This is a genomic window from Streptomyces sp. NPDC001828, from assembly GCF_042892175.1.
Lineage (GTDB): Bacteria > Actinomycetota > Actinomycetes > Streptomycetales > Streptomycetaceae > Streptomyces.
In genome coordinates this window covers 111,556-134,530 of the sequence record NZ_JBIATV010000010.1, presented here as the reverse complement: position 1 = coordinate 134,530, position 22,975 = coordinate 111,556, and the positions used below count along the sequence as shown (strand labels likewise).

The window sequence follows — 22,975 nt, the reverse complement described above, 5'->3', positions numbered from 1 at the left end:
CTAGTTCGTGTACCGGCGTCAGCGTGCGGCGGCGGCGAGAGATTCCCGGGCGGCGGCGGCCACGTGCTCGGCGGTGAAGCCGAACTCCTTGAACAGCACCTTGCCGTCGGCGGAAGCACCGAAGTGCTCGAGCGAGACGATGCGGCCCGCGTCACCGACGAAGCGGTGCCAGGTCAGGCCGATGCCGGCCTCGACCGCGACCCGCGCCTTGACCGACGGCGGGATCACGCTGTCCCGGTACGCCTGGTCCTGCTCCTCGAACCACTCGACGCACGGCATCGAGACCACGCGGGTCGGGATGCCGGCGGCCTGGAGCTCCTCGCGCGCGCCGACGGCGAGCTGGACCTCGGAACCGGTGCCGATGAGCACGACCTGCGGGTCCGTGGTCTGTCCGGAGGGCCCCTCGGCGTCGAGGAGTACGTAACCGCCCTTGGCGGCGTCCTCGTTGACGTCGTAGGTCGGCACGCCCTGGCGGGTCAGCACGAGGCCGTGCGGGGCCCCCTTGCCGAACACCTTGGTGTAGCGCTTGAGGACCTCGCGCCAGGCGATGGCGGTCTCGTTGGCGTCCGCGGGGCGGACGACGTTGAGGCCGGGGATCGCGCGCAGCGAGGCCAGGTGCTCGACCGGCTGGTGGGTGGGGCCGTCCTCGCCGAGACCGACCGAGTCGTGCGTCCACACGTACGTCACCGGCAGGTGCATCAGGGCGGACAGACGCACGGCGTTGCGCATGTAGTCGGAGAACACCAGGAAGGTGCCGCCGTAGATGCGGGTGTGGCCGTGCAGCGCGATGCCGTTCATCTCCGCGGCCATGGAGTGCTCGCGGATGCCGTAGTGCACGGTGCGGCCGTACGGGTCGGCGCCGGGCAGCGGGTTGCCGGCCGGCAGGAACGACGACGTCTTGTCGATGGTCGTGTTGTTCGAGCCGGCGAGGTCGGCGGAGCCGCCCCACAGCTCGGGCATGACCGCGCCGAGCGCCTGGAGGACCTTGCCGGAGGCGGCACGGGTGGCGACCGCCTTGCCCGTCTCGAAGACGGGGAGGTGCGACTCCCAGCCCTCGGGCAGCTCGCCCGCGTTGATGCGGTCGAAGTCGGCGGCGCGCTCCGGGTTCGCGGTGCGCCAGGCGGCGAAGGTCTTCTCCCACTCGCCCTTGGCCTCACGGCCGCGGTCAAGAGCCTCGCGGGTGTGCGCGAGCACCTCGTCGGCGACCTCGAAGGACTTCTCCGGGTCGAAGCCGAGGACGCGCTTGGTGGCGGCCACCTCGTCGTCGCCGAGGGCCGAGCCGTGCGCGGCCTCGGTGTTCTGGGCGTTCGGCGCGGGCCAGGCGATGATCGAGCGCATCGCGATGAACGACGGCTTGTCGGTCACCGCCTTCGCGGCCTCGATCGCGTCGTACAGGCCCTCCGGGTCCAGGTCGCCGTCCGGCTTCGGGGCCACGCGCTGGACGTGCCAGCCGTAGGCCTCGTACCGCTTGAGGGTGTCCTCGGAGACGGCGGTCTCGGTGTCGCCCTCGATCGAGATGTGGTTGTCGTCCCACAAAAGGACCAGGTTGCCGAGCTTCTGGTGGCCGGCGAGCGAGGACGCCTCGGAGGAGATGCCCTCCTGGAGACAGCCGTCACCGGCGATGGCGAACACGAAGTGGTCGAACGGGGAGGTGCCGGGGGCCGCCTCCGGGTCGAACAGGCCGCGCTCGTAGCGGGCGGCCATCGCCATGCCCACCGCGTTGGCGACACCCTGGCCCAGCGGGCCGGTCGTCGTCTCCACGCCGGTGGTGTGGCCGTACTCCGGGTGACCGGGGGTCTTGGAGCCCCAGGTGCGGAAGGCCTTGAGGTCGTCCAGCTCCAGGCCGAAGCCGGCCAGGTACAGCTGGATGTAGAGGGTCAGTGACGAGTGGCCCGCGGAAAGGACGAACCGGTCGCGTCCGACCCAGTCGGCGTCCGCCGGGTCGTGGCGCATCACCTTCTGGAAGAGGGTGTACGCGGCCGGGGACAGGCTCATCGCCGTACCGGGATGGCCGTTGCCGACCTTCTGTACGGCATCCGCGGCCAGTACTCGGCCGGTATCGACGGCCCGCTGGTCCAGCTCGGTCCACTCGAGGTCTGTGGTGGTCGGCTTGGTGCTCACCCTGAGTCAGGGCTCCTCTCCACATGTCGAATCCCGGTGACTGAGGGCGCACCGGGCGCTGTCGAGCCTACCCCTGACGGAACGCTCATTTTTTCGACTGACTGCACGTTGAGACGGACACCTTCAGGGTGCCGGGGACCGGCGAAATCCGCCTCTCGGCGAACCACCCTCAACACGACCCCACCCCCGGGGATGGCGGCGTATGGGCAACGTCTACAGTGGCGTGGTACGCGCAAGTCTTTACCGGGCCTTCACGTCCGGGAACGTCCCGGATCACCGGGGACTTGCTGGGAATTCTCTGTCAGGGGTGTGCGTGACGGCCGTCGAGTCCCGACCCGCAGGGGTCGTCTTGACTCCCAGCCCGGGGGGCCATCGGCCATTCGGGGCCCGCGTCAAGGCCTTTGTGGCGCTGACCAAGCCACGAATCATCGAACTGCTTCTCATCACCACCATTCCGGTGATGTTCCTGGCCGAGCAGGGCGTTCCTCCGCTGTGGCTGGTCTTCGCGACCACACTGGGCGGATACCTCTCGGCGGGCGGCGCAAACGCCCTGAACATGTTCATCGACCGCGACATCGACGCGTTGATGGACCGCACCTCGCAGCGCCCGCTGGTGACCGGCATGGTCTCGCCGCGCGAGTGCCTGGTGTTCGGCATCTCGCTGGCCGTCATCTCGACCCTGTGGTTCGGCCTCCTGGTCAACTGGCTGTCGGCGGCCCTGTCGCTCGGCGCGCTGCTCTTCTACGTCGTCGTGTACACGATGATCCTCAAGCGCCGGACCTCGCAGAACATCGTCTGGGGCGGCATCGCGGGCTGCCTGCCGGTGCTCATCGGCTGGTCCTCGGTCACCAACTCGATGTCGTGGGCGCCGGTCATCCTGTTCCTCGTCATGTTCTTCTGGACGCCGCCGCACTACTGGCCGCTGTCCATGAAGGTCAAGGAGGACTACGCGCGGGTCGGCGTGCCGATGCTGCCGGTGGTCGCCTCCAACAAGGTCGTGGCCCGTCAGATCGTCATCTACAGCTGGGTGATGGTCGCCGTCTCGCTGCTGCTCACCCCGCTCGGCTACACCGGCTGGTTCTACACCGCGGTGGCGCTGGTCTCCGGCGGCTGGTGGCTGTGGGAGGCGCACGCGCTGCAGAACCGCGCCAAGTCCGAGGCGACCGGCACCAAGCTGAAGGAGATGCGGCTGTTCCACTGGTCGATCACCTATGTGTCGCTGCTGTTCGTGGCCGTCGCGGTGGACCCGTTCCTGCGCTGACCCACCCGTTCGCATCCCTTGAGGGGCCGTGGCGCAAGCCACTGGCCCCTCTTGTCGCTCCCGGGGCTACCCGCTAGTAGCATCGCGGCATGGCAGACACCCAGGTTGACGAGAAGCAGGCCGCCCGGGCCGAGAAGCGGGCGGACCGGCTGGCCCGGCAGATCGGTTCCTTCGCCAAGGAGCACGGCGGCGCGGAGGGCCAGATCGCGTACATCGGCGAGAAGGGCGCACGCATCGTCCTGGTCGGCGAGGACGGCGGCTGGGGCGACCTGGTGGCCCCGAGCGACGCCATCGCCCGGAGCGCCGTCGAGAAGTCCGGGATCACCGTCCACGAGGACTTCGACGGGGAGTTCGCGGCCAAGGTGAGGACCGGCCCGTACGAGTGGAGCCGCATGGCCGGCATTCAGCTCGGCGGTCCGAAGAACAGCTGAGCGGCAGCCGAGCAACACCGATCCGGGGCTCACCCGTTAGGAGGGGTACTAGCGCCTCCACCGCAGGGAGCCCCGGATGATCGACACCCCGACCCTGGTGGACCAGTACTGCCACGGCGTGCTGCGCACCGAGCTGGGCCTCGGCACCTTCGAGACGGCGCTCGGCCGCACCGGAACCCTGCCCGCGCCCGGCACCACGTTCTTCGACACCCAGACCGGCTTCGCGGTACGCCGCTGGTGCCCCCCGCTCCTGGACCTGGAGCCGCACTGCGCCCCGGCCCGCTATCTGGCCCGCCGTCGTGAACTCGGCGTACTGGAGTCGGGCAGGCGCCTGCTGAGGGGCTCCGGGATCTCCACTTATCTGGTGGACACCGGGCTGCCCGGCGACCTGACGTCCCCGCACGAGATCGCCGCCGCCGGCGCGGCCGACGCCCACGAGATCGTCCGCCTCGAACTCCTCGCCGAGCAGGTCGCCGACACCTCGGGCACCGTCGAGTCCTTCCTCGCCAACCTCGCCGAGGCCGTGCACACCGCGGCCCACACGGCCGTCGCGTTCGCCTCGGTGGCGGGCGGGCGCGAGGACCTGGACCCGGAGCCGCCGGGCCCGGGGGAGGTGCGCGGGGCGGCCGGGCGGTGGCTGGCGGGCCGGCGCAAGCACGGCCGCCTGGAGGACCCCGTGCTCCTGCGCCACCTGCTGTGGAGCGCGGTCGCGGCCGGGCGGCCGCTCCAGCTCCAGGTGGGGATGAGCGACCCGATGCTGCTCGCCGGATTCGCGACCGCGACGGCCGGGCTGGGCACCGATCTGGTCCTGCTGCACGGCTACCCGTACCACCGCCAGACGGCCCACCTCGCCGCCGTCCACCCGCATGTGTACGCGGACGTGGGGCCCGCCCTGGTGCGGACGGGGGCGCGGGCCGCGGCCGTGCTCGCGGAGATCCTGGAGCTGGCCCCGTTCGGGAAGCTGCTCTACTCCAGCGGGGCGCGCGGCCTGCCCGAGCTGCACGTGGTGGGCGCCCGGCTCTTCTCGGAGGCGCTCGGCCGGGTGCTCGGCGGCTGGGTGGGCGACGGCGCCTGGTCGCGCGCCGACGCCCAGCGGGTCGCCGGGCTGATCGCGGCGGGCAATGCCCGCCGCGTCTACGGGCTCTAGGCGCTGGCCAGGGCGGAGTCCGCCGGGGCCGGGACCTCGGCGGTGGCCTCGGGGCGCTCGCGCAGCGCGAGCAGCACGCGCAGCACGGCGATCCACACCAGGCACGAGCCGAACATGTGCAGGCCGACCAGGATCTCCGGCGTCTTGGTGAAGTACTGGACGTAACCGATCACGCCCTGGCCCATGAGCACCAGGAACAGGTCACGGGCCCGGGACCGCGGCCCGGCCGGGGCGTCGACGGCCTTCAGGACGAACCAGAGCGCGACGGCGAGGGCCACCACGATCCAGGCGAGGTCCGCGTGCAGCTGCGTGATCATCGTCCAGTCGAGCGGGATGCGGTACACCTCGCTGGTGTCGCCCGCGTGCCGGCCGGCGCCGGTGACGATGGTGCCGACCGCGATCAGCGTGCCCGCGGCGGCCACGAGCAGCCAGGTCAGCTGCACAACTGCCTTGCCCACCAAGGGCCTTGGGGCGCCGTCGCCCTCGCGGGCGCGCTGCCAGGTGAGTACGGCGACCGCCAGCAGGGCGGTGGACAGCAGGAAGTGCGCGGCCACCGTGTACGGGTTGAGGCCGACCAGGACGACGATGCCGCCGAGCACCGCGTTGCCCATGACGATCCAGAACTGGGCCCAGCCGAGCCGGGTCACCGAGCGCCGCCTGGGCTTGGCGGCGCGGGCCGCGATGATCGCCCAGCCGACCGCCGCGCACAGCACGTACGTCAGCATGCGGTTGCCGAACTCGATGATGCCGTGGAAGCCCATCGCGTCGGTCGGCGTCAGGCTCTGGTCGGTGCACCGCGGCCAGGTCGGGCAGCCGAGCCCGGAGCCGGTGAGCCGGACGGCGCCGCCGGTCACCACGATGACGACGGCCATGACGACGGCGATGAGCGCGGCGCGTTCCACGGTCCGCCGCGTGGGCGTCCAGCGCTCGGCGATGTAGGCGAGCGGATTGCGCGCCGCCTCGGCCAGATCGGCCCGGGTCCATTTCGGCATGGGCCCTATCGTAGGCGCCTGTTTGTGCATGTTTTCACGAGGGGGGCCTACCCGGCCGGACCGGGACGAAGGTCACTCCCGGGCCGGCTCAGGGCTCACTCCCAGCGGAAGAACTTAGCGGCCGCGCCGAGCCCGAGGACCGCCCACACCGCGAGGATCGCGAGGTTGCCCCACGGCATCGACGCGCCGTCCTGGAGCACGTCGCGCAGCCCGCCGGAGAGGGCCGAGATGGGCAGCAGGTTCAGCACGGACTGGACGCCGCCGGGGAACTTGTCCATCGGTACGATCACCCCGCCCGCCACCAGGAGCAGCAGGAACACCAGGTTGGCCGCGGCCAGTGTCGCCTCGGCCTTCAGGGTGCCGGCCATCAGCAGACCCAGCCCCGAGAACGCGGCGGTGCCGAGCACCAGCAGGAGCAGCACCGCGAGCGGGCTGCCGTGCGGGGACCAGCCGAGCGCGAAGGCGATCACGGTGAGCAGGACGACCTGGAGCACCTCGGTGACCAGGACGGCCAGCGTCTTGGAGGCCATCAGCGCCCAGCGCGGCAGCGGCGAGGCCCCGAGCCGCTTGAGCACCCCGTACCGCCGCTCGAAGCCGGTCGCGATGGCCTGGCCGGTGAACGCGGTCGACATCACGGCGAGCGCGAGGATCCCCGGCGCGAGGAAGTCGACGGACTTGCCCCGCCCGGTGTCGATGATGTCGACGGTGGAGAACAGCACGAGCAGCAGGCTCGGGATGATCACGGTGAGCAGCAGCTGCTCCCCGTTGCGCAGCAGCATCCGCGTCTCCAGGGCGGTCTGCGCCCCGATCATCCGCCCGAGCGGGGCCGCCCCCGGCTTCGGCGCGTACGTACCAGCGCTCATGCGCGCAACTCCCTGCCCGTGAGCTCAAGACTGTGTTCTCCCGGGGGACAACCCCCGGACCCCCGGCCGGTCGCGGTGTCGGTGTGGACCCGGATCATGCGCGCAACTCCCTGCCCGTGAGCTCAAGAAAGACGTCCTCAAGCGTGTGGCGTTCGACCGAGATGCCGTCCGGCATCACTCCGTGCTGGGCGCACCAGGTGGTGACGGTGGCGAGCAGCTGGGGGTCGATGGTGCCGGTGATGCGGTAGGCGCCCGGGGTCAGCTCGGCCGCGGCGGTGCCGTCCGGCAGGGCCTTGAGGAGCGAGCCGAGGTCGAGGCCCGGACGGCCGGTGAAGCGGAGGGTGTTCTCGGCGCCGCCCTTGCAGAGCTGCTCGGGGGAGCCCTGGGCGACGACCTTGCCCGCGTCGACGATGGCCACGTCGTCCGCGAGGGCCTCGGCCTCGTCCATGAAGTGCGTGGTGAGGACCACCGAGACGCCGTCGGCGCGCAGTTCGCGCACCAGGTCCCAGGTGGCGCGGCGGGCCTGCGGGTCGAGGCCCGCGGTCGGCTCGTCGAGGAAGACCAGTTCGGGCCGGCCGACGACGGCCATCGCGAGCGCCAGGCGCTGCTGCTGGCCGCCGGAGAGCCTGCGGTAGGTCGTACGCCCGCAACTGCCGAGGCCCAGGCGCTCGATGAGGGCGGGCACGTCCAGCGGGTGGGCGTGCAGCTTCGCCATGTGGCGCAGCATCTCGTCGGCGCGGGCGCCGGAGTAGACGCCGCCGGACTGGAGCATCACGCCGACGCGGGGCTTGAGCAGTGCCGCGTCGGCGACCGGGTCGAGGCCGAGGACGCGGACGGTGCCCGCGTCGGGGCGGCGGTAGCCCTCGCAGATCTCGATGGTGGTGGTCTTGCCTGCGCCGTTGGGTCCGAGGACGGCGGTCACGGTGCCCGCGCCGACCGTGAGGTCGAGGCCGTCCACGGCGGTCTTGGGTCCGTACCGCTTGACCAGGCCGCTGACCTCGACGACGGGATGCGACCCGCGGGGTCTCCCTGAGGGGCGGTGGCCGGGAGACGGCAGGGCGGGCTCGCTCTTCATGAACGGCAAGTCTAGGCCGGGTCCAAGGTCCCTCCGGCGCGGGGGCCCGGGTCCTCGCAGTGGTGACCTTTTCGGCCGTCGGCGGCCGTGCGCGGACCGTAGCGTCGAAGGGTGATAACCCTCGCGGAGAACGTCGAACAGACCACGGGTCAGGCCGCCCACAAGGCGCACGACCTGGGGAACCCGCCGCGCTACTTCGTCTCCGCGATGCTGGCCGGCGCCTACATCGGGGTCGGCGAGGTCCTGCTGCTCGTCGCGATCTCGCCGTTCGTCGCCGCGCACTCGGCGGCGACCCGGCTGCTCGAAGGGGCGGTCTTCCCGATCGCCCTGACGATCGTGATGTTCGCCGGTGCGCAGCTGTTCACGTCCAACGTGATGGTGATGCTGATGGGCGCCCTTTCGGGGCGCACCGGGCCGCGCGACCTGGTGGCGAGCTGGGTCCTGTCGCTGGCCGGGAACCTGGCCGGCGCGCTGGCCTTCGGCGCGATGGTGCACGCCTCGGGGGTCACCTCGTCGGGCCCGGCCCGCGCGATGCTCACCGAGATGCTGGACGCGAAGAACGCGCTGGACGGCGGTCAGCTCTTCTGGCGGGCGGTGCTCTGCAACATGCTGGTCTGCCTCGGCATCTGGATGTTCTCGCGGGCCAAGGGGGACGGGGCCAAGGTCTTCGTGCTGTGGCTGCCGGTGCTGGTGTTCGTGGCGGTGGGCTTCGAGCACTGCGTGGCCAACATGGCCCTGTTCAGCCTCGGCCTCTTCGAGGGGAGCGCCACGTTCGGGGAGCTGCTGCGGAACCTGGCGTTCACCGTGCCGGGCAACATCGTCGGCGGCGGGGTGCTGGTGGCCGGTACGTACTGGTTCACCAGCGGGGCGCGCCGGGCCTGAGCCGCCCGGATTCCCGTCCCGCTCCTCGTACGGCCGATGCGCGGGCACCCGTGTCCGGCGCGGGCGGCCGCGTCCGCGACCGCGAGGGCGCGGCCCGGGGCGGCCGGCGACGCGCCCGGGCCGCACCCCCGGTCCGCACGGGCCGGCGGCGAGTGGGCCGCGCGGGCACAAAGGGCCGGTCACAGGGGGTGCGGGCCGAGGAAATGGGTCTGCCGGAGGCCCGTTTCACGGGTCGGGGAATTCCGGGAATGCGGGGGCGTTCTGATCGATCAAAGATCGTTTCCGCAGGTCAGCTTAGGTTTGCCTAAGTGATGCACCGCACCGGCCGATGATCGCGACGTGGGTTGTCAGGCTCTGAGGAATTACGCAACAATGGCGTTGTGAAAAACATCGGCGAGGCTCCCCAGGAGGAACTCGCGACCGGTGAGCGGTCCACCCGCAACCGGGTCGCGCGGTCGATCCTGGACCACGGGCCCTCGACCGCCCTGGACCTCGCGAACCGCCTGGGCCTCACCCAGGCCGCCGTCCGCCGCCACCTCGACGCGCTGGTGGCCGACGAGGTCGTCGTGCCGCGCGAGCAGCGCGTGTACGGGGCGCGCACCCGTGGCCGTCCGGCCAAGGTCTTCGCGCTCACCGACTGCGGCCGGGACGCCTTCGAGCAGTCCTACGACAAGCTCGCCGTCGACGCCCTGCACTGGATCGAGCAGTCCGCGGGCGGCGGCGCGGCCGGCGAGGAGGCCGTCGCGGCGTTCGCGCGGGCCCGGATCGAAGCTCAAGCCGGGACGTACCGGGACGCGATCGAGGCCGTGGAGCCTGAGGAGCGGACCCAAGCCCTGGCCAAGGCCCTGAGCGCCGACGGGTACGCTGCTACGGCGCGCGGCGCGCCTCTCCCGCAGCGGGGCGAGCAGCTCTGCCAGCACCACTGCCCGGTCGCCCACGCCGCCGAGCGGTACCCGCAGCTGTGCGAGGCGGAGACGGAGTTCTTCTCCCGCCTCCTGGGAACACATGTGCAGCGCCTGGCGACGATCGCCCACGGCGACGGCGTCTGCACCACGTTCATCCCGCACGGCGCGCCACCACAGACCACACATCAGCAAGCATCCGCAAGTACAGCCGGGAGGAACCCCGCATGACGCTCCCCACGGAGACTGCCCACCCCGAACTCGAGGGCCTGGGTACGTACGAATTCGGCTGGGCCGACTCCGACGCGGCCGGCGCCGCTGCCAAGCGCGGTCTCTCCGAAGCTGTCGTCCGCGACATCTCGCAGAAGAAGTCCGAGCCGGAGTGGATGCTGAAGCTGCGCCTCAAGGGTCTGCGCCTCTTCGACAAGAAGCCCATGCCGAACTGGGGCTCCGACCTGTCGGGCATCGACTTCGACAACATCAAGTACTTCGTGCGTTCCACGGAGAAGCAGGCGGAGTCCTGGGAGGACCTGCCCGAGGACATCAAGAACACGTACGACAAGCTCGGCATCCCCGAGGCGGAGAAGCAGCGCCTGGTGGCCGGTGTCGCGGCCCAGTACGAGTCCGAGGTCGTCTACCACCAGATCCGTGAGGACCTGGAGGAGCAGGGCGTCATCTTCCTCGACACCGACACCGCCCTGAAGGAGCACCCCGAGCTCTTCCAGGAGTACTTCGGCACCGTCATCCCGGTCGGCGACAACAAGTTCGCGTCGCTGAACAGCGCGGTGTGGTCCGGCGGCTCGTTCATCTACGTGCCCAAGGGCGTCCACGTGGACATCCCGCTGCAGGCCTACTTCCGCATCAACACGGAGAACATGGGCCAGTTCGAGCGGACGCTGATCATCGTCGACGAGGACGCCTACGTCCACTACGTCGAGGGCTGCACCGCCCCGATCTACTCCTCGGACTCGCTGCACAGCGCCGTGGTCGAGATCATCGTCAAGAAGGGCGGCCGCTGCCGCTACACGACCATCCAGAACTGGTCGAACAACGTCTACAACCTGGTCACCAAGCGCGCCGTGGCGTACGAGGGCGCGACCATGGAGTGGGTCGACGGCAACATCGGCTCCAAGGTGACGATGAAGTACCCGGCCGTCTACCTGATGGGCGAGCACGCCAAGGGCGAGACGCTCTCCATCGCCTTCGCGGGCGAGGGCCAGCACCAGGACGCCGGCTCCAAGATGGTCCACATGGCGCCCAACACCTCCTCCAACATCGTCTCCAAGTCGGTGGCGCGAGGCGGCGGCCGCACCTCCTACCGCGGTCTCGTCGAGATCGGCGAGGGCGCCCACGGCTCCAAGTCGAACGTGCTCTGCGACGCGCTGCTCGTCGACACGATCTCCCGCTCGGACACGTACCCCTACGTGGACGTCCGCGAGGACGACGTGTCCATGGGCCACGAGGCGACCGTCTCCAAGGTCTCCGAGGACCAGCTCTTCTACCTGATGAGCCGCGGTCTGACGGAGTTCGAGGCGATGGCCATGATCGTGCGCGGCTTCGTCGAGCCGATCGCCAAGGAACTCCCGATGGAGTACGCCCTTGAGCTCAACCGGCTGATCGAGCTGCAGATGGAGGGCTCGGTCGGATAACGACCGTCCCCCGTCCGGCAGTTGAGCAGATTCTGATTCAGGAAGAGAGCACTACGACAGCCATGGCTGAGGCTCAGAACATCCCGGTGGGCTCCACCACCGCCGGATCCATCGCGGTGGCCGCCGAGTCGACCGTCGCCACCCGCATGAGCGCCCCCCCGTCCTTCGACGTCGGTGACTTCCCGGTCCCGCACGGCCGTGAGGAGGAGTGGCGGTTCACGCCGCTGGAGCGGCTGCGCGGGCTGCACGACGGCACCGCGGTCGCCACCGGCGACGGCGTGAAGGTCGTCGTCGAGGCGCCCGAGGGCGTCGTCGTCGAGACCGTCGGGCGCGACGACGCCCGGCTCGGCAAGGCCGGCACACCGGTGGACCGCATCGCGGCCCAGGCGTACTCGTCCTTCACGCAGGCCTCCGTCGTGACCGTCCCCAAGGACACCGTGCTCGCCGAGCCGATCCGGATCGCCGTGCACGGCGAGGGCGGCGTGGCCTACGGCCACCAGGTCATCGAGGTCGGCGCGTTCGCCGAGGCCGTCGTGGTCATCGACCACACCGGTGACGCGGTGCTGGCTGCCAATGTCGACTACGTCCTCGGTGACGGCGCCAAGCTGACCGTCGTCTCCGTGCAGGACTGGGACGACAAGGCCGTCCACGTCGCCCAGCACAACGCGCTGATCGGCCGCGACGCCACCTTCAAGTCCTTCGTGGTCACCTTCGGCGGCGACCTCGTGCGGCTGCACCCGCGGGTCGCCTACGCCGGCACCGGCGGTGAGGCCGAGCTCTTCGGCCTGTACTTCACCGACAAGGGCCAGCACCAGGAGCACCGCCTCCTGGTCGACCACAACACCCCGCACTGCAAGTCCAACGCCGTGTACAAGGGCGCCCTCCAGGGCGACGACGCGCACGCGGTGTGGATCGGTGACGTCCTCATCCAGGCCTCGGCCGAGGGCACGGACACCTACGAGATGAACCGCAACCTGGTTCTGACCGACGGCGCCCGCGTCGACTCGGTGCCGAACCTGGAGATCGAGACCGGCGAGATCGCCGGCGCCGGTCACGCGTCCGCCACCGGCCGCTTCGACGACGAGCAGCTCTTCTACCTGATGTCCCGCGGCATCCCGCCGATGGAGGCCCGCCGCCTGGTCGTGCGCGGCTTCTTCGCGGAGCTCGTCCAGCAGATCGGTCTGCCGGACGTCGAGGAGCGCCTGCTCGCCAAGATCGAGACGGAGCTGGAGGCTTCCGTCTGATGGCCTTCGTCAAAGCCTGTGCGCTGAGCGAGCTGGAGAGCGACACCCCCAAGCGGGTGGAGATCGACGGCACGCCGGTGTCCCTCGTCAAGACCGAGGGCGAGGTGTTCGCGATCAACGACATCTGCTCGCACGCGAACGTGTCGCTCTCGGAGGGCGAGGTCGAGGACTGCGCCATCGAGTGCTGGCTGCACGGCTCGAGCTTCGACCTCCGCACCGGCAAGCCGTCCGGCCTTCCCGCGACGCGCCCCGTGCCCGTATACCCCGTACAGATCCAAGGGGACGATGTGCTCGTCTCCGTCACCCAGGAGTCCTGAGTTCCCCATGGCAACGCTTGAAATCCGCGACCTGCACGTCTCCGTCGACACCGAGAACGGTACGAAGGAGATCCTCAAGGGCGTCGACCTGACCGTGAAGCAGGGCGAGACCCACGCCATCATGGGCCCCAACGGCTCCGGCAAGTCCACCCTGGCGTACTCGCTGGCCGGTCACCCCAAGTACACGATCACCAGCGGCACCGTCACGCTGGACGGCGAGGACGTCCTGGAGATGTCCGTCGACGAGCGCGCCCGCGCCGGCGTGTTCCTCGCCATGCAGTACCCGGTCGAGGTCCCCGGTGTCTCGGTCTCCAACTTCCTGCGCACCTCGGCCACCGCGATCCGCGGCGAGGCCCCCAAGCTGCGTACCTGGGTGAAGGAGGTCAAGTCCGCGATGGAGCAGCTCCAGATGGACCCGGCCTTCGCCGAGCGCAACGTCAACGAGGGCTTCTCCGGCGGTGAGAAGAAGCGCCACGAGATCCTCCAGCTGGAGCTTCTCAAGCCGAAGATCGCGATCCTCGACGAGACCGACTCCGGCCTCGACGTCGACGCGCTGCGCCAGGTCTCCGAGGGCATCAACCGCGTCCGTGAGAACGGCGAGGTCGGCACCCTCCTGGTGACCCACTACACGCGCATCCTGCGCTACATCAAGCCCGACTACGTGCACGTCTTCGCGGCCGGCCGCATCGTCGAGTCCGGCGGCGCCGAGCTGGCCGACAAGCTCGAGTCCGAGGGCTACGAGTCGTACACGAAGGGTGGCGCTTCCGAGTGACACAGCTGCCGGGCCTCCTCACCAAGTCCGATCTCCTGGACGAGGCGATCCGCAAGGACTTCCCCTTGCTGGACCGTGTGGTCCACGACGGGAAGAAGATCGTCTACCTCGACAGCGCTGCCACCTCGCAGAAGCCGCGTCAGGTGCTCGACGCGCTCAACGAGTACTACGAGCAGCACAACGCCAATGTGCACCGTGGCGTGTACCTGGTCGCCGAGGAGGCCACGGCGCTGTACGAGGGTGCCCGTGACAAGGTCGCCCGTTTCATCAACGCGCCGAGCCGCGACGAGGTCATCTTCACCAAGAACGCCTCGGAGTCGCTCAACCTCGTTGCCAACATGCTGGGTTGGGCCGACGAGCCCTACCGCGTGGACAACGAGACCGAGATCGTCATCACGGAGATGGAGCACCACTCCAACATCGTGCCGTGGCAGCTGCTCTCGCAGCGCACGGGCGCGAAGCTGAAGTGGTTCGGCCTGACCGACGACGGCCGGCTCGACCTGTCGAACATCAACGAGATCATCACCGAGAAGACGAAGATCGTCTCCTTCACGCTGGTCTCCAACCTGCTCGGCACCCAGAACCCGGTCGAGGCGATCGTCCGCCGTGCGCAGCAGGTCGGCGCGCTGGTCTGCATCGACGCCTCGCAGGCCGCCCCGCACATGCCGCTCGACGTGCAGGCGCTGCAGGCCGACTTCGTGGCCTTCACCGGCCACAAGATGTGCGGCCCGACCGGCATCGGCGTCCTGTGGGGCCGCCAGGAGCTCCTGGAGGACCTGCCGCCGTTCCTGGGCGGTGGCGAGATGATCGAGACGGTCTCGATGCACTCCTCCACCTACGCTCCGGCGCCGCACAAGTTCGAGGCGGGCACGCCCCCGATCGCGCAGGCCGTGGGCCTGGGCGCGGCCGTGGACTACCTGTCGTCGATCGGCATGGACAAGATCGCCGCGCATGAGCACGCGATCACCGAGTACGCGGTCAAGCGCCTCCTCGAGGTGCCCGACCTGCGGATCATCGGCCCCACCACGGCCGAGGACCGCGGGGCGGCGATCTCCTTCACGCTCGGCGACATCCACCCGCACGACGTGGGCCAGGTCCTCGACGAGGAGGGCATCGCGGTCCGCGTCGGCCACCACTGCGCGCGCCCGGTCTGCCTGCGCTACGGAATTCCCGCGACCACGCGGGCGTCCTTCTATCTGTACTCCACGCCCGCCGAGGTCGACGCCCTGGTGGACGGTCTGGAGCACGTACGAAACTTCTTCGGCTAGGGGTTAGAGACGTGAAGCTTGATTCGATGTACCAGGACGTCATCCTGGACCACTACAAGCACCCGCACGGCCGGGGCTTGCGGGACGGTGACGCCGAGGTGCACCACGTGAACCCGACGTGCGGCGACGAGATCACCCTCCGGGTGAAGTACGACGGCTCGCGCATCGAGGACGTCTCGTACGAGGGCCAGGGCTGCTCCATCAGCCAGGCCAGCGCCTCGGTCCTGAACGACCTGCTGGTCGGCAAGGACCTGGCCGATGCGCGGCGGATCCAGGAGACGTTCCTGGAGCTGATGCAGTCCAAGGGCCAGCTGGAGCCCGACGACGCGATGGAGGAGGTCCTGGAGGACGCGGTGGCCTTCGCCGGCGTCTCCAAGTACCCCGCCCGTGTGAAGTGTGCCCTGCTGAGCTGGATGGCCTGGAAGGACGCGACGGCCCAGGCTCTGGGCGAGCTCGCCGAAAGGAAGACGGCATGACCGAGAACGCGGAGGCGGCGATCAAGCCGGCGACCGAAGAAGAGATCCGCGAGGCGCTGTACGACGTCGTCGACCCCGAGCTGGGCATCGACGTCGTCAACCTCGGCCTGATCTACGGCATCCACATCGACGACTCCAACGTCGTCACGCTGGACATGACCCTGACGTCGGCGGCCTGCCCGCTGACCGATGTGATCGAGGACCAGGCGAAGTCCGCGACCGACGGCCTCGCCAGCGAGCTGAAGATCAACTGGGTCTGGATGCCGCCGTGGGGCCCCGACAAGATCACGGACGACGGCCGCGAGCAGCTGCGCGCGCTGGGCTTCAACGTCTGAGCCCCTTTTGTCACTTGAGGCCCCCGGCACCCACGGTGCCGGGGGCCTCTTCGTGTCGGGGGGCTGTTCGGACGCCTGCCGCACCGGTGGGGAGCCTGATCGGCTGACGTTCGCCTGCCGTACCCGTGGCGTACGCCCGCAATTGGCGGGGTGACCGGAACCTACTCGGCGACACCCCGCCGACGAGAGGCCATCCCCGTGCCGCACCACCCATCGCTCCGCCGTGCCAGGACCTTCGCGGCCGCGTCCGGCGTGCTGACGCTGGCCGTCATGGGCCCCAACTCCCTCGCACACGCCGCCAGTTACGGTACGCCGACCATCTCGCTCTCCGCCTCCTACCTGTCGGGGGCCGTGGGAGCCACCGGTGACCCCGTGGTCAACGTGACCGTCGCGCAGAGCGGGGCCGACGCCTCGGCGCTCACCGTCGCCGCCTCCGCGAGCAGCAGGAGTTCGGTGGCCGGGACCGGGGACGTCGCCGTCACCGGGAGCGGCGGCAGCCGGCAGCTGGCCGTCGCGGCGCACGCGCAGGGCTACACGGACCTCACCATCAAGGTCACCGGGCTCGGCGGCAAGACCGCCACCAAGACGCTGCACTACGCGGCCTCGGCCGCCGTGCGGAACGCCGCCGACACCCGCTACCTCACCGGCTCCAGCGACGCCTCGGCCGCCGTGGACGTGGGCGGCGGCTATGCCGTCGTGGCCGACGACGAGTCCAACACGCTGCGCCTGTACGACCGTTCGGCCTCCGGTGCGCCCGTGAAGACCTGGGACTTCAGCTCCAAGCTCGGCGTCTCCAAGGAGATCGACATCGAGGGCGCGGCCCGCGTCGGCAACACGATCTACTGGACCGGCTCGCTCGGCAACAACAAGGACGGCGAGTACAAGGCCGACCGCAACACCGTCTTCACCACCACCGTCACCGGGTCGGGCGCCGCCACCCAGCTCGCGCTCGGCGGCTCGTACAAGAAGCTGCGGGACGACCTCGTGGCCTGGGACCGCTCCAACGGGGACCGCTTCGGGTTCGCCGCCGCGACCGCCGACGGCCAGGTGCCCAAGCAGATCGACGGGTTCAACGTGGAGGGCCTGGAGTTCGCGCCGGGCTCCACGAGCACCGCGTACATCGGGTTCCGGGCGCCGCTCGTGCCGCCGGCGAACGGCGGCAAGGCGCTGATCGTGCCCGTCACCAACTTCGACAAGGTGGTGGGCAGCGGCGCCAAGCCGGTGTTCGGCGCCGCCGTCCAGCTCGACCTGGGCGGGCTCAGCATCCGCGACATCCGCAAGAACGCCGCCGACCAGTATCTGATCGTCGCCGGGTCGTGGGCCGCCGACGACAACTCCGACCCGTACGCGGTCTACTCCTGGGACGGCGTCGCCGGGCACGCCCCCGTCAAGCGGGCCGACCTGCCGACCAGCGACCCCGGCGGCTGGGAGGCCGTGGTGGACGTGCCGGACCTGAACCAGGCGGGGGCCCGGGCGCAGTTCATCACCGACGACGGCTCCGCCGACCTCTACGGCGACGGCACCGAGGCCAAGGACCTCTCCCACGCCGAGTGGAAGAAGTCCCGGGCCACCTGGTTCACCGTGACCGGCTGAACCGCCGCTACCGGGTCCCCGCCGGGCCGGCCGGCACCGGCGGGACACCCGCCGCCGTGGCGAGCGCGGGGGCCAGGTCCTCGCGGCGGATGCGCTGGTCGATGTAGAGCAGGCCGGCACCGAGCTGCGGCAGCGTGGTCGACAGGAACTGGCTGATCACCATGCCGATCAGATAGAGCACCACCATGATGACGACGGCGGCGGCCTTGGCGCCGTGCGAGTCGTCGGACAGGGCGAGCGGCATGGCCGCGAAGACCCCGCCGTAGGTGAACGGCAGCTGGATGAAGTAGCCCATCACCCCGCTGATCATGCCGACCAGCATCAGGATGCCGCAGGTGCGCCACCAGGCGTCCTTCACCAGGCGGCCCGAGCGGCGCAGCGCCTCGACGGGCCCCTGGTTCTCCAGGACGGCGGCCGCCGGCGCGAAGCCGTAGCGCACCCACAGCCAGATGCCGACCGGGATCAGGGCGAGGAACCCCACGGCGAACAGCACGAGGAGGGCGGCCGGCGGGGCGTCGTGACCGGCGCCGGAGCTCGCCAGGACCGTCGTCACCAGCAGGCCGATGAACAGGAGCATCGCGGCCAGCATGGCTCCCATCTGGATCGCGAGGGTGCCGAGCACGGCCGGGAACCGGGACCAGGACGTGCGCCACACCGCGCCGAAGGTGCTGCGGCGCCCCAGGACCGCGTCCTGGAGGACGGCGGGGACCGCCGAGTACATCAGCGCCATCGACAGGAGCCACAGCGCGATCGCCACGACGACGACGATCGCCCCGGCGATCACCAGCGGCTCGACGTCGGAACGCGCCGGGTTCACGTCGTAGTCCGGGTTGAAGACGGGATCGAAGTGGTCGTGCACCGAGGCCACCGCGATCGCGGCCGCCCCGCCGAGCACCAGCGCCGCGATCCCGTAGGCCACCAGGGCCATGCCGATGAGCTGCTTCCAGTGGCGGCCCAGAGCGGCGAAGGAGCCGCCGAGTATGTCACCGAGGTTCAGCGGCCGGAGCGGGATCACCCCCGGCTTCGGCGGCGGCGGCATCCAGGCACCGCCCCAGCCGGGCCCCCAGCCGGGCCCCCAGCCGGGCGGCGGTCCCGGCGGTCCGCCCTGGGCGCCCGGGCCCCACCCCATGTCCTGCGTCACCGCTGCCTCGCACTTCCCGCACGTCTCCGTACGTCCCGTCCCCTGATCGATCGCCTTACCGTAGTCCGCACGGCCTGCGGGTACGGTCGGGGGCATGCTCTGTGACCAGGCCGGGACCACCGCCGGAACCACCGGGGACCGCTGATGGCCCGCCGCTACGACCCCGACCGGCGCCGGCGCATCATCGACGCGGCGATCCAGGTCGTCGCCGAGCGCGGCATCGCGGGGCTCAGCCACCGCACGGCCGCGGCCGAGGCCGATGTGCCGCTGGGCTCGACGACGTACCACTTCAAGACGCTCGACGAGCTGCTCGTCGCGGCGCTGCGCCAGGCCAACGAGGGCTTCGCCACGGCGGTGCGCGACTGTGTGCGGCTCGACGAACCCGGCGCCGACCTGGCCGTCGAACTGGCCCGCCTGATGGGCGAGTGGCTGACCGGCGACCGGGCCCGCGCCGAGCTGGAGTACGAGCTCTACCTCGCCGCCCTGCGCCGCCCCGCGCTGCGGCCCGTCGCGGCCGAGTGGACCGACTCCGTCGCCGAACTGCTGGCCCGCCACACCGACCCGGTCACCGCGCGCGGGCTCGTCGCCGTGATGGACGGCATCTGCCTCCAGGCCCTGCTCACCGGCGGCGCGTACGACGAGGCCCAGGCCCGCGACCTGCTCGCCCGGCTGCTGCGGTAGACCCGGGCGGCACCCGGCCCCGACAGTCCGCCGAAAACCGGGGGTCATACGATGTGTACGGGCGTACGCATCGCCGGATATCCTGTTCCGCATGCCCTACGTCCTGCTCGCCTGCGCCATCGGCTCGGAGATCGTCGCCACGTCCGCGCTGAAGTACAGCGAGGGCTTCACGCGGCTCTGGCCCTCGCTGATCACCGGCGCCGGCTATGTGCTCGCCTTCTTCCTGCTGTCGCTGACGCTGCGGTCGATGTCCGTGGGCACCGCTTACGCGATCTGGTCCGGCGTGGGCACGGCCGTCATCGCGGCCATCGGCATGGTGTTCATGGGGGAGGCGATGACCGCCGCCAAGGTCGCCGGGATCGCCCTCATCATCGGCGGAGTGGTGCTGCTCAACCTCGGCGGCGCCGCGCACTGAAGCCGGGTTCAGTTCCCCGCCGCCCGGAGCACCGCGGCCAGCGCGGCCCGCACGCTCTCCTCGATGTCGGTGATCGGGTAGATCGCCTCGATCACCGTACGGTCCCGGTCGACCACCAGGGTCAGCCGCTTGAGCCGGCTCACCCCGGCCGTGCGGAAGGTCGGCAGGCGCAGTGCGGCCGTCAGGTCGAGGTCCGTGTCCGAGAGCAGCGGGAAGCGCAGGGCCTCCTTGTCGGCGAACGCCCTTTGCTCGTCCGGGCGTTGGGTGGACACCCCGTGCACGCTCGCGCCCGCGGCCGTGAACCGCGCCAGCTGGTCGCGGAAGGTGCAGGACTCCAGGGTGCAGCCGCGCGCGCCGGGGATCCCGGCCCAGCCCGGCGGGTACGACTCGGCGCGGGCGTAGGCGCCGGGGAAGCAGTACAGGACCGTGTACGGCGTCGAGGACGCGACCGGATCCCTCAACTCCCCGTCGAAGTCCGTCAGTTGGAGCTCCGGCAGCCGGGTGCCGACCAGCTCCCGCACCCGCTCCGTCTCGCCCGACGTCCGAGTCGAGGTGGCCATCGTCTCTCCTTCCCCCAGCACCCAGGTGTCTCCCCAGTCCTGGAGCGCGATCAGTACGGGCAGCAGGGCACGGCCGCGCGGGGTGAGCCGGTACTCGTGGCGCACCGGGCGCTCCTGGTACGGCTCGCGCAGCAGCACCCCGCACTCCACGAGCAGCTTCAGACGCTCGGCGAGGACCTTGCGGGACATGCCGAGCTCCCGCTGGAGCGCGTCGAAGCGGTGCACTCCGCGTGCCGTGTCGCGCACGATCAGGAGGGTCCACCAGTCGCCCACCACGTCCAGGGCCTGGGCGATGGCGCAGTGCTCGTCGTCGAGCCGGGTGCGTTGAGGCATGCGCCCATCCTTTCGCGCCCGCCCAGCGGGCCGTCTCCGGCCCGCTGGGCGACCCCCGTTGACCTGCGGGGGCCATGCTGCCATAGTCCGTTCCCATAAGGAACTCACTGGGGGCTCGCCGAGCACCTCCGAGGGGAATCCACTACGACCGGTTCAGGTATCGAGCTCGGGGGGCGGGCGGAGTGAACACACTGCGCGCAGTGCCAAGAAGCGTGCGACTGCTGTGCTGCGGCATCTTCTTCAACGCGGTCGTCAGCTTCACCTTCATCTATCTCTTCGTCTGGCTGACCGGCCCGCGCGGGATGACGGTGGCCCAGGCCGGAGTGCTCAGCGGCATCGGCGGCGTCGGCCTGGTGGCCGGGAACTTCACCGGCGGCTGGTTCGGCGACGCCTACGGCCACCGGCGCGCGCTGCTCGCCGGCGCCGTCGTCAGCGGGGGCGTCCTGTGCGTCATCGCCCTGCTGCCGGTCGCCGCGCTCTACGCGGCGCTGCCCCTTGCCCAGTACGCCGCAGGCGTGGTCAGATCCGCCAACTCCGCCCTCATCGCGGTCAGCGTCGCCGAGGGCGGCCGCCGCCAGGGCTTCGCCGTCATGCGCTTCGCGAGCAATGCCGGGTTCACCATCGGGCCGCCGCTCGGCGCGCTGATCGCGGCCCGGTTCTCCTACGGCTGGCTCTTCGTCGCCGACGGCATCGCCACCCTGCTCTTCGCGGCGTACGCGGCCCGGGTGCTGCCCGGCCACGGCGCCGCCGGGGCGCCCCGGCGGCCGCACGCCGCCGACGCGCAGCCGCTGCGCGCCGAACTGCGGGCCCGGCCCGCGGTCCTCGTGCTGCTCGCCGCGATCGTCTGCGTCGACCTCGTCTACCGCCAGCAGTACTCGACCCTGCCCGTCTTCCTCGGCGACCACGGCCTCGACGCCCGGGTGTACGGCTGGCTCATCGCCCTCAACGGCGGCGTCATCCTCTGCCTCGAACTCCCCGCCGCACACGCCCTGCGCAGGCGCGCCCCGCTGCCCGTGATCGGCGCCGGGCTGCTCCTGGTCGGGCTCGGATACACGGCCCTGGTGCCCGGCGCCTCGCTCGGCGCGGCCGTCGCCCTGATGGTGTCGCTCACCTTCGGCGAGATCCTCTACAAGACCACCGCCACCGCGTACGTCGCCGACCAGGCGCCCGCCCACGCCCAGGGCCGCTTCCAGAGCCTGTACGCGGGCGCCTCCATCAGCGGCCAGGTCCTTGCCCCGCCGCTCGGCGGCGCCCTCTACGCCGGCGCGCCCGGTCTGCTCTGGCCGCTGTGCGCCCTGCTCGCCGCGCTCGCGGGCCTGGCCGTGCTGTGGGCGCGGCGGCTGCCCGGCGGGGCCGCCGGACTGGACACGGGCCCGGCACTTGAGACCGGTTCGCCCCGGCGGGCCGCGGCCGGTTAGGTTTTGGGTCATGACCGACACGACTGCTACTGCTACGACCGGCGCCGCGGCCGCCGGACTCGCCACCATCGCCGCCGACGGCACCATCCTGGACACCTGGTTCCCCGCCCCCGAGCTCGTGGCCGTCGCCGAGCCCGGCCCGGCCGGCACCGAGCGCCTCTCCGCCGAGCGCGCCGCCGAACTGCTCGGCGCGGGTGCGCTCAAGGCCGTCGGCGCCGACGAGCGCCGCGGGGTCGAGGTCGTCGCCGTCCGTACGGTCATCGCCTCGCTCGACGACAAGCCGCTGGACGCGCACGACGCCTATCTGCGGCTGCACCTCCTCTCGCACCGGCTCGTCAAGCCGCACGGCCAGAGCCTGGACGGCCTCTTCGGGCTGCTCGCGAACGTCGCCTGGACCTCGCTCGGCCCGGTCGCGGTCGACGACCTGGAGACGGTCCGCCTCAACGCCCGCGCCGAGGGGCTGCACCTCCAGGTGACGTCCGTGGACAAGTTCCCGCGCATGACGGACTACGTGGCGCCCAAGGGCGTACGCATCGCCGACGCGGACCGGGTACGCCTCGGGGCGCACCTCGCCGAAGGCACCACCGTGATGCACGAGGGCTTCGTCAACTTCAACGCGGGCACGCTCGGCACGTCCATGGTCGAGGGCCGCATCTCGGCCGGCGTCGTGGTCGGCAACGGCTCCGACATCGGCGGCGGCGCGTCCACGATGGGCACGCTGTCCGGCGGCGGCAACGTCCGCATCGTCATCGGTGAGCGGTGCCTGGTGGGTGCCGAGGCGGGGGTCGGGATCGCGCTCGGCGACGAGTGCGTCGTGGAGGCGGGGCTCTACGTCACCGCCGGTACCCGGGTCACCATGCCCGACGGGCAGATCGTCAAGGCCCGCGAGCTGTCGGGCGCGTCCAACATCCTGTTCCGGCGGAACTCCGTCACGGGGGCGGTCGAGGCGCGGCCGAACAATGCGGTGTGGGGTGGCCTGAACGAGGTTCTCCACGCCCACAACTAGCCGGAGCCGCCCGGAAGTCCGGGGCCCCCGGGGCTACGCCCCGGACCCCGGGGGCCTGCCCACCCGCCCGCGGGTGTCCGCCCGAACATCACG

Annotated in this window: 23 protein-coding genes; 17 read left to right on the top strand and 6 right to left on the bottom strand. The window is 70.9% G+C overall.

Going from position 1 to position 22,975, the window contains the following annotated elements; translation table 11 throughout:
- Positions 1 to 18 precede the first annotated feature (18 nt).
- Complete coding sequence (gene tkt, locus ACFYZA_RS26370) at positions 19 to 2,121, bottom strand: transketolase (RefSeq protein ID WP_388493071.1); 2,103 nt, start codon at positions 2,119 to 2,121, stop codon at positions 19 to 21.
- Between the two features lie 307 nt (positions 2,122 to 2,428).
- Between tkt and ACFYZA_RS26365 the strand changes: the two genes are divergently transcribed.
- The 3 genes from ACFYZA_RS26365 to ACFYZA_RS26355 all read left to right on the top strand — a co-directional run bounded on the left by ACFYZA_RS26365 (position 2,429) and on the right by ACFYZA_RS26355 (position 4,960).
- On the top strand, positions 2,429 to 3,382 hold the full coding sequence (locus tag ACFYZA_RS26365; protein WP_382598808.1) for a heme o synthase: 954 nt from the start codon (positions 2,429 to 2,431) through the stop codon (positions 3,380 to 3,382).
- 89 nt (positions 3,383 to 3,471) lie between these two features.
- Positions 3,472 to 3,813, top strand: coding sequence for a hypothetical protein (locus tag ACFYZA_RS26360; protein WP_382598810.1), 342 nt, complete (start codon positions 3,472 to 3,474; stop codon positions 3,811 to 3,813).
- 76 nt (positions 3,814 to 3,889) lie between these two features.
- Positions 3,890 to 4,960: an amidohydrolase gene (locus ACFYZA_RS26355; RefSeq protein WP_388493069.1), complete on the top strand. Its 1,071-nt coding sequence runs from the start codon at positions 3,890 to 3,892 to the stop codon at positions 4,958 to 4,960.
- Here ACFYZA_RS26355 and ACFYZA_RS26350 read toward each other — a convergent pair.
- From ACFYZA_RS26350 to ACFYZA_RS26340, 3 genes are all read right to left on the bottom strand, one after another.
- Complete coding sequence (locus tag ACFYZA_RS26350) at positions 4,957 to 5,952, bottom strand: heme A synthase (RefSeq protein WP_388493068.1); 996 nt, start codon at positions 5,950 to 5,952, stop codon at positions 4,957 to 4,959. The genes ACFYZA_RS26355 and ACFYZA_RS26350 overlap by 4 nt on opposite strands.
- A 95-nt stretch (positions 5,953 to 6,047) precedes the next feature.
- Positions 6,048 to 6,815: an ABC transporter permease gene (locus ACFYZA_RS26345; protein WP_382598816.1), complete on the bottom strand. Its 768-nt coding sequence runs from the start codon at positions 6,813 to 6,815 to the stop codon at positions 6,048 to 6,050.
- 94 nt (positions 6,816 to 6,909) lie between these two features.
- Positions 6,910 to 7,890 carry an ABC transporter ATP-binding protein gene (locus tag ACFYZA_RS26340; protein WP_388493066.1) on the bottom strand — a complete coding sequence of 327 codons (981 nt, stop codon included), beginning with the start codon at positions 7,888 to 7,890 and terminating at the stop codon, positions 6,910 to 6,912.
- Between the two features lie 111 nt (positions 7,891 to 8,001).
- On the opposite strand from ACFYZA_RS26340, the gene ACFYZA_RS26335 reads away from it, so the two are divergent.
- From ACFYZA_RS26335 to ACFYZA_RS26290, 10 genes are all read left to right on the top strand, one after another.
- Positions 8,002 to 8,772 (top strand): formate/nitrite transporter family protein, encoded by a 771-nt coding sequence (locus ACFYZA_RS26335; protein WP_382598820.1) that lies wholly within the window; start codon positions 8,002 to 8,004, stop codon positions 8,770 to 8,772.
- A gap of 380 nt (positions 8,773 to 9,152) precedes the next feature.
- Positions 9,153 to 9,905, top strand: a complete 753-nt coding sequence (locus ACFYZA_RS26330) for a helix-turn-helix transcriptional regulator (protein WP_382598822.1) — start codon at positions 9,153 to 9,155, stop codon at positions 9,903 to 9,905.
- Entirely contained in the window at positions 9,902 to 11,323 is a 1,422-nt protein-coding gene (sufB, locus tag ACFYZA_RS26325) for a Fe-S cluster assembly protein SufB (protein WP_100574417.1), read from the top strand. Before ACFYZA_RS26330 ends, sufB begins: the two co-directional genes overlap by 4 nt.
- A gap of 62 nt (positions 11,324 to 11,385) precedes the next feature.
- Complete coding sequence (sufD, locus tag ACFYZA_RS26320) at positions 11,386 to 12,567, top strand: Fe-S cluster assembly protein SufD (protein WP_382598825.1); 1,182 nt, start codon at positions 11,386 to 11,388, stop codon at positions 12,565 to 12,567.
- Positions 12,567 to 12,884, top strand: a complete 318-nt coding sequence (locus ACFYZA_RS26315) for a bifunctional 3-phenylpropionate/cinnamic acid dioxygenase ferredoxin subunit (RefSeq protein ID WP_100574415.1) — start codon at positions 12,567 to 12,569, stop codon at positions 12,882 to 12,884. Before sufD ends, ACFYZA_RS26315 begins: the two co-directional genes overlap by 1 nt.
- A gap of 7 nt (positions 12,885 to 12,891) precedes the next feature.
- Positions 12,892 to 13,656, top strand: coding sequence for a Fe-S cluster assembly ATPase SufC (sufC, locus tag ACFYZA_RS26310; protein ID WP_382598827.1), 765 nt, complete (start codon positions 12,892 to 12,894; stop codon positions 13,654 to 13,656).
- Complete coding sequence (locus ACFYZA_RS26305; RefSeq protein WP_382598829.1) at positions 13,653 to 14,924, top strand: cysteine desulfurase; 1,272 nt, start codon at positions 13,653 to 13,655, stop codon at positions 14,922 to 14,924. Before sufC ends, ACFYZA_RS26305 begins: the two co-directional genes overlap by 4 nt.
- A gap of 11 nt (positions 14,925 to 14,935) precedes the next feature.
- Positions 14,936 to 15,400, top strand: a complete 465-nt coding sequence (sufU, locus tag ACFYZA_RS26300) for a Fe-S cluster assembly sulfur transfer protein SufU (RefSeq protein WP_382598831.1) — start codon at positions 14,936 to 14,938, stop codon at positions 15,398 to 15,400.
- Entirely contained in the window at positions 15,397 to 15,735 is a 339-nt protein-coding gene (locus ACFYZA_RS26295; protein WP_328313581.1) for a metal-sulfur cluster assembly factor, read from the top strand. The genes sufU and ACFYZA_RS26295 overlap by 4 nt, the downstream gene beginning before the upstream one ends.
- Before the next feature lie 270 nt (positions 15,736 to 16,005).
- Positions 16,006 to 17,328, top strand: a complete 1,323-nt coding sequence (locus tag ACFYZA_RS26290) for a DUF3616 domain-containing protein (protein WP_388493198.1) — start codon at positions 16,006 to 16,008, stop codon at positions 17,326 to 17,328.
- Between the two features lie 7 nt (positions 17,329 to 17,335).
- Here the strand turns inward: ACFYZA_RS26290 and ACFYZA_RS26285 are convergent, their stop codons facing one another.
- Positions 17,336 to 18,469, bottom strand: a complete 1,134-nt coding sequence (locus ACFYZA_RS26285; protein ID WP_388493062.1) for a hypothetical protein — start codon at positions 18,467 to 18,469, stop codon at positions 17,336 to 17,338.
- A 144-nt stretch (positions 18,470 to 18,613) separates the two neighbouring features.
- On the opposite strand from ACFYZA_RS26285, the gene ACFYZA_RS26280 reads away from it, so the two are divergent.
- Positions 18,614 to 19,150: a TetR/AcrR family transcriptional regulator gene (locus tag ACFYZA_RS26280; protein ID WP_388493061.1), complete on the top strand. Its 537-nt coding sequence runs from the start codon at positions 18,614 to 18,616 to the stop codon at positions 19,148 to 19,150.
- A 91-nt stretch (positions 19,151 to 19,241) separates the two neighbouring features.
- Positions 19,242 to 19,565 carry a DMT family transporter gene (locus tag ACFYZA_RS26275; RefSeq protein WP_382598838.1) on the top strand — a complete coding sequence of 108 codons (324 nt, stop codon included), beginning with the start codon at positions 19,242 to 19,244 and terminating at the stop codon, positions 19,563 to 19,565.
- Between the two features lie 8 nt (positions 19,566 to 19,573).
- On the opposite strand, the gene ACFYZA_RS26270 is transcribed toward ACFYZA_RS26275, so the two are convergent.
- A complete protein-coding gene (locus tag ACFYZA_RS26270) occupies positions 19,574 to 20,458 on the bottom strand; it encodes a winged helix-turn-helix transcriptional regulator (RefSeq protein ID WP_382598839.1) in 885 nt (294 codons plus the stop codon).
- Positions 20,459 to 20,640: 182 nt separating this feature from the next.
- Here ACFYZA_RS26270 and ACFYZA_RS26265 point away from each other — a divergent pair, with 182 nt between their 5' ends.
- Together ACFYZA_RS26265 and dapD are read left to right on the top strand one after the other, a co-directional pair.
- Positions 20,641 to 21,876: an MFS transporter gene (locus tag ACFYZA_RS26265; protein ID WP_388493059.1), complete on the top strand. Its 1,236-nt coding sequence runs from the start codon at positions 20,641 to 20,643 to the stop codon at positions 21,874 to 21,876.
- A gap of 10 nt (positions 21,877 to 21,886) precedes the next feature.
- Entirely contained in the window at positions 21,887 to 22,882 is a 996-nt protein-coding gene (gene dapD, locus ACFYZA_RS26260; RefSeq protein WP_382598842.1) for a 2,3,4,5-tetrahydropyridine-2,6-dicarboxylate N-succinyltransferase, read from the top strand.
- The last annotated feature ends 93 nt before the right edge of the window (positions 22,883 to 22,975 follow it).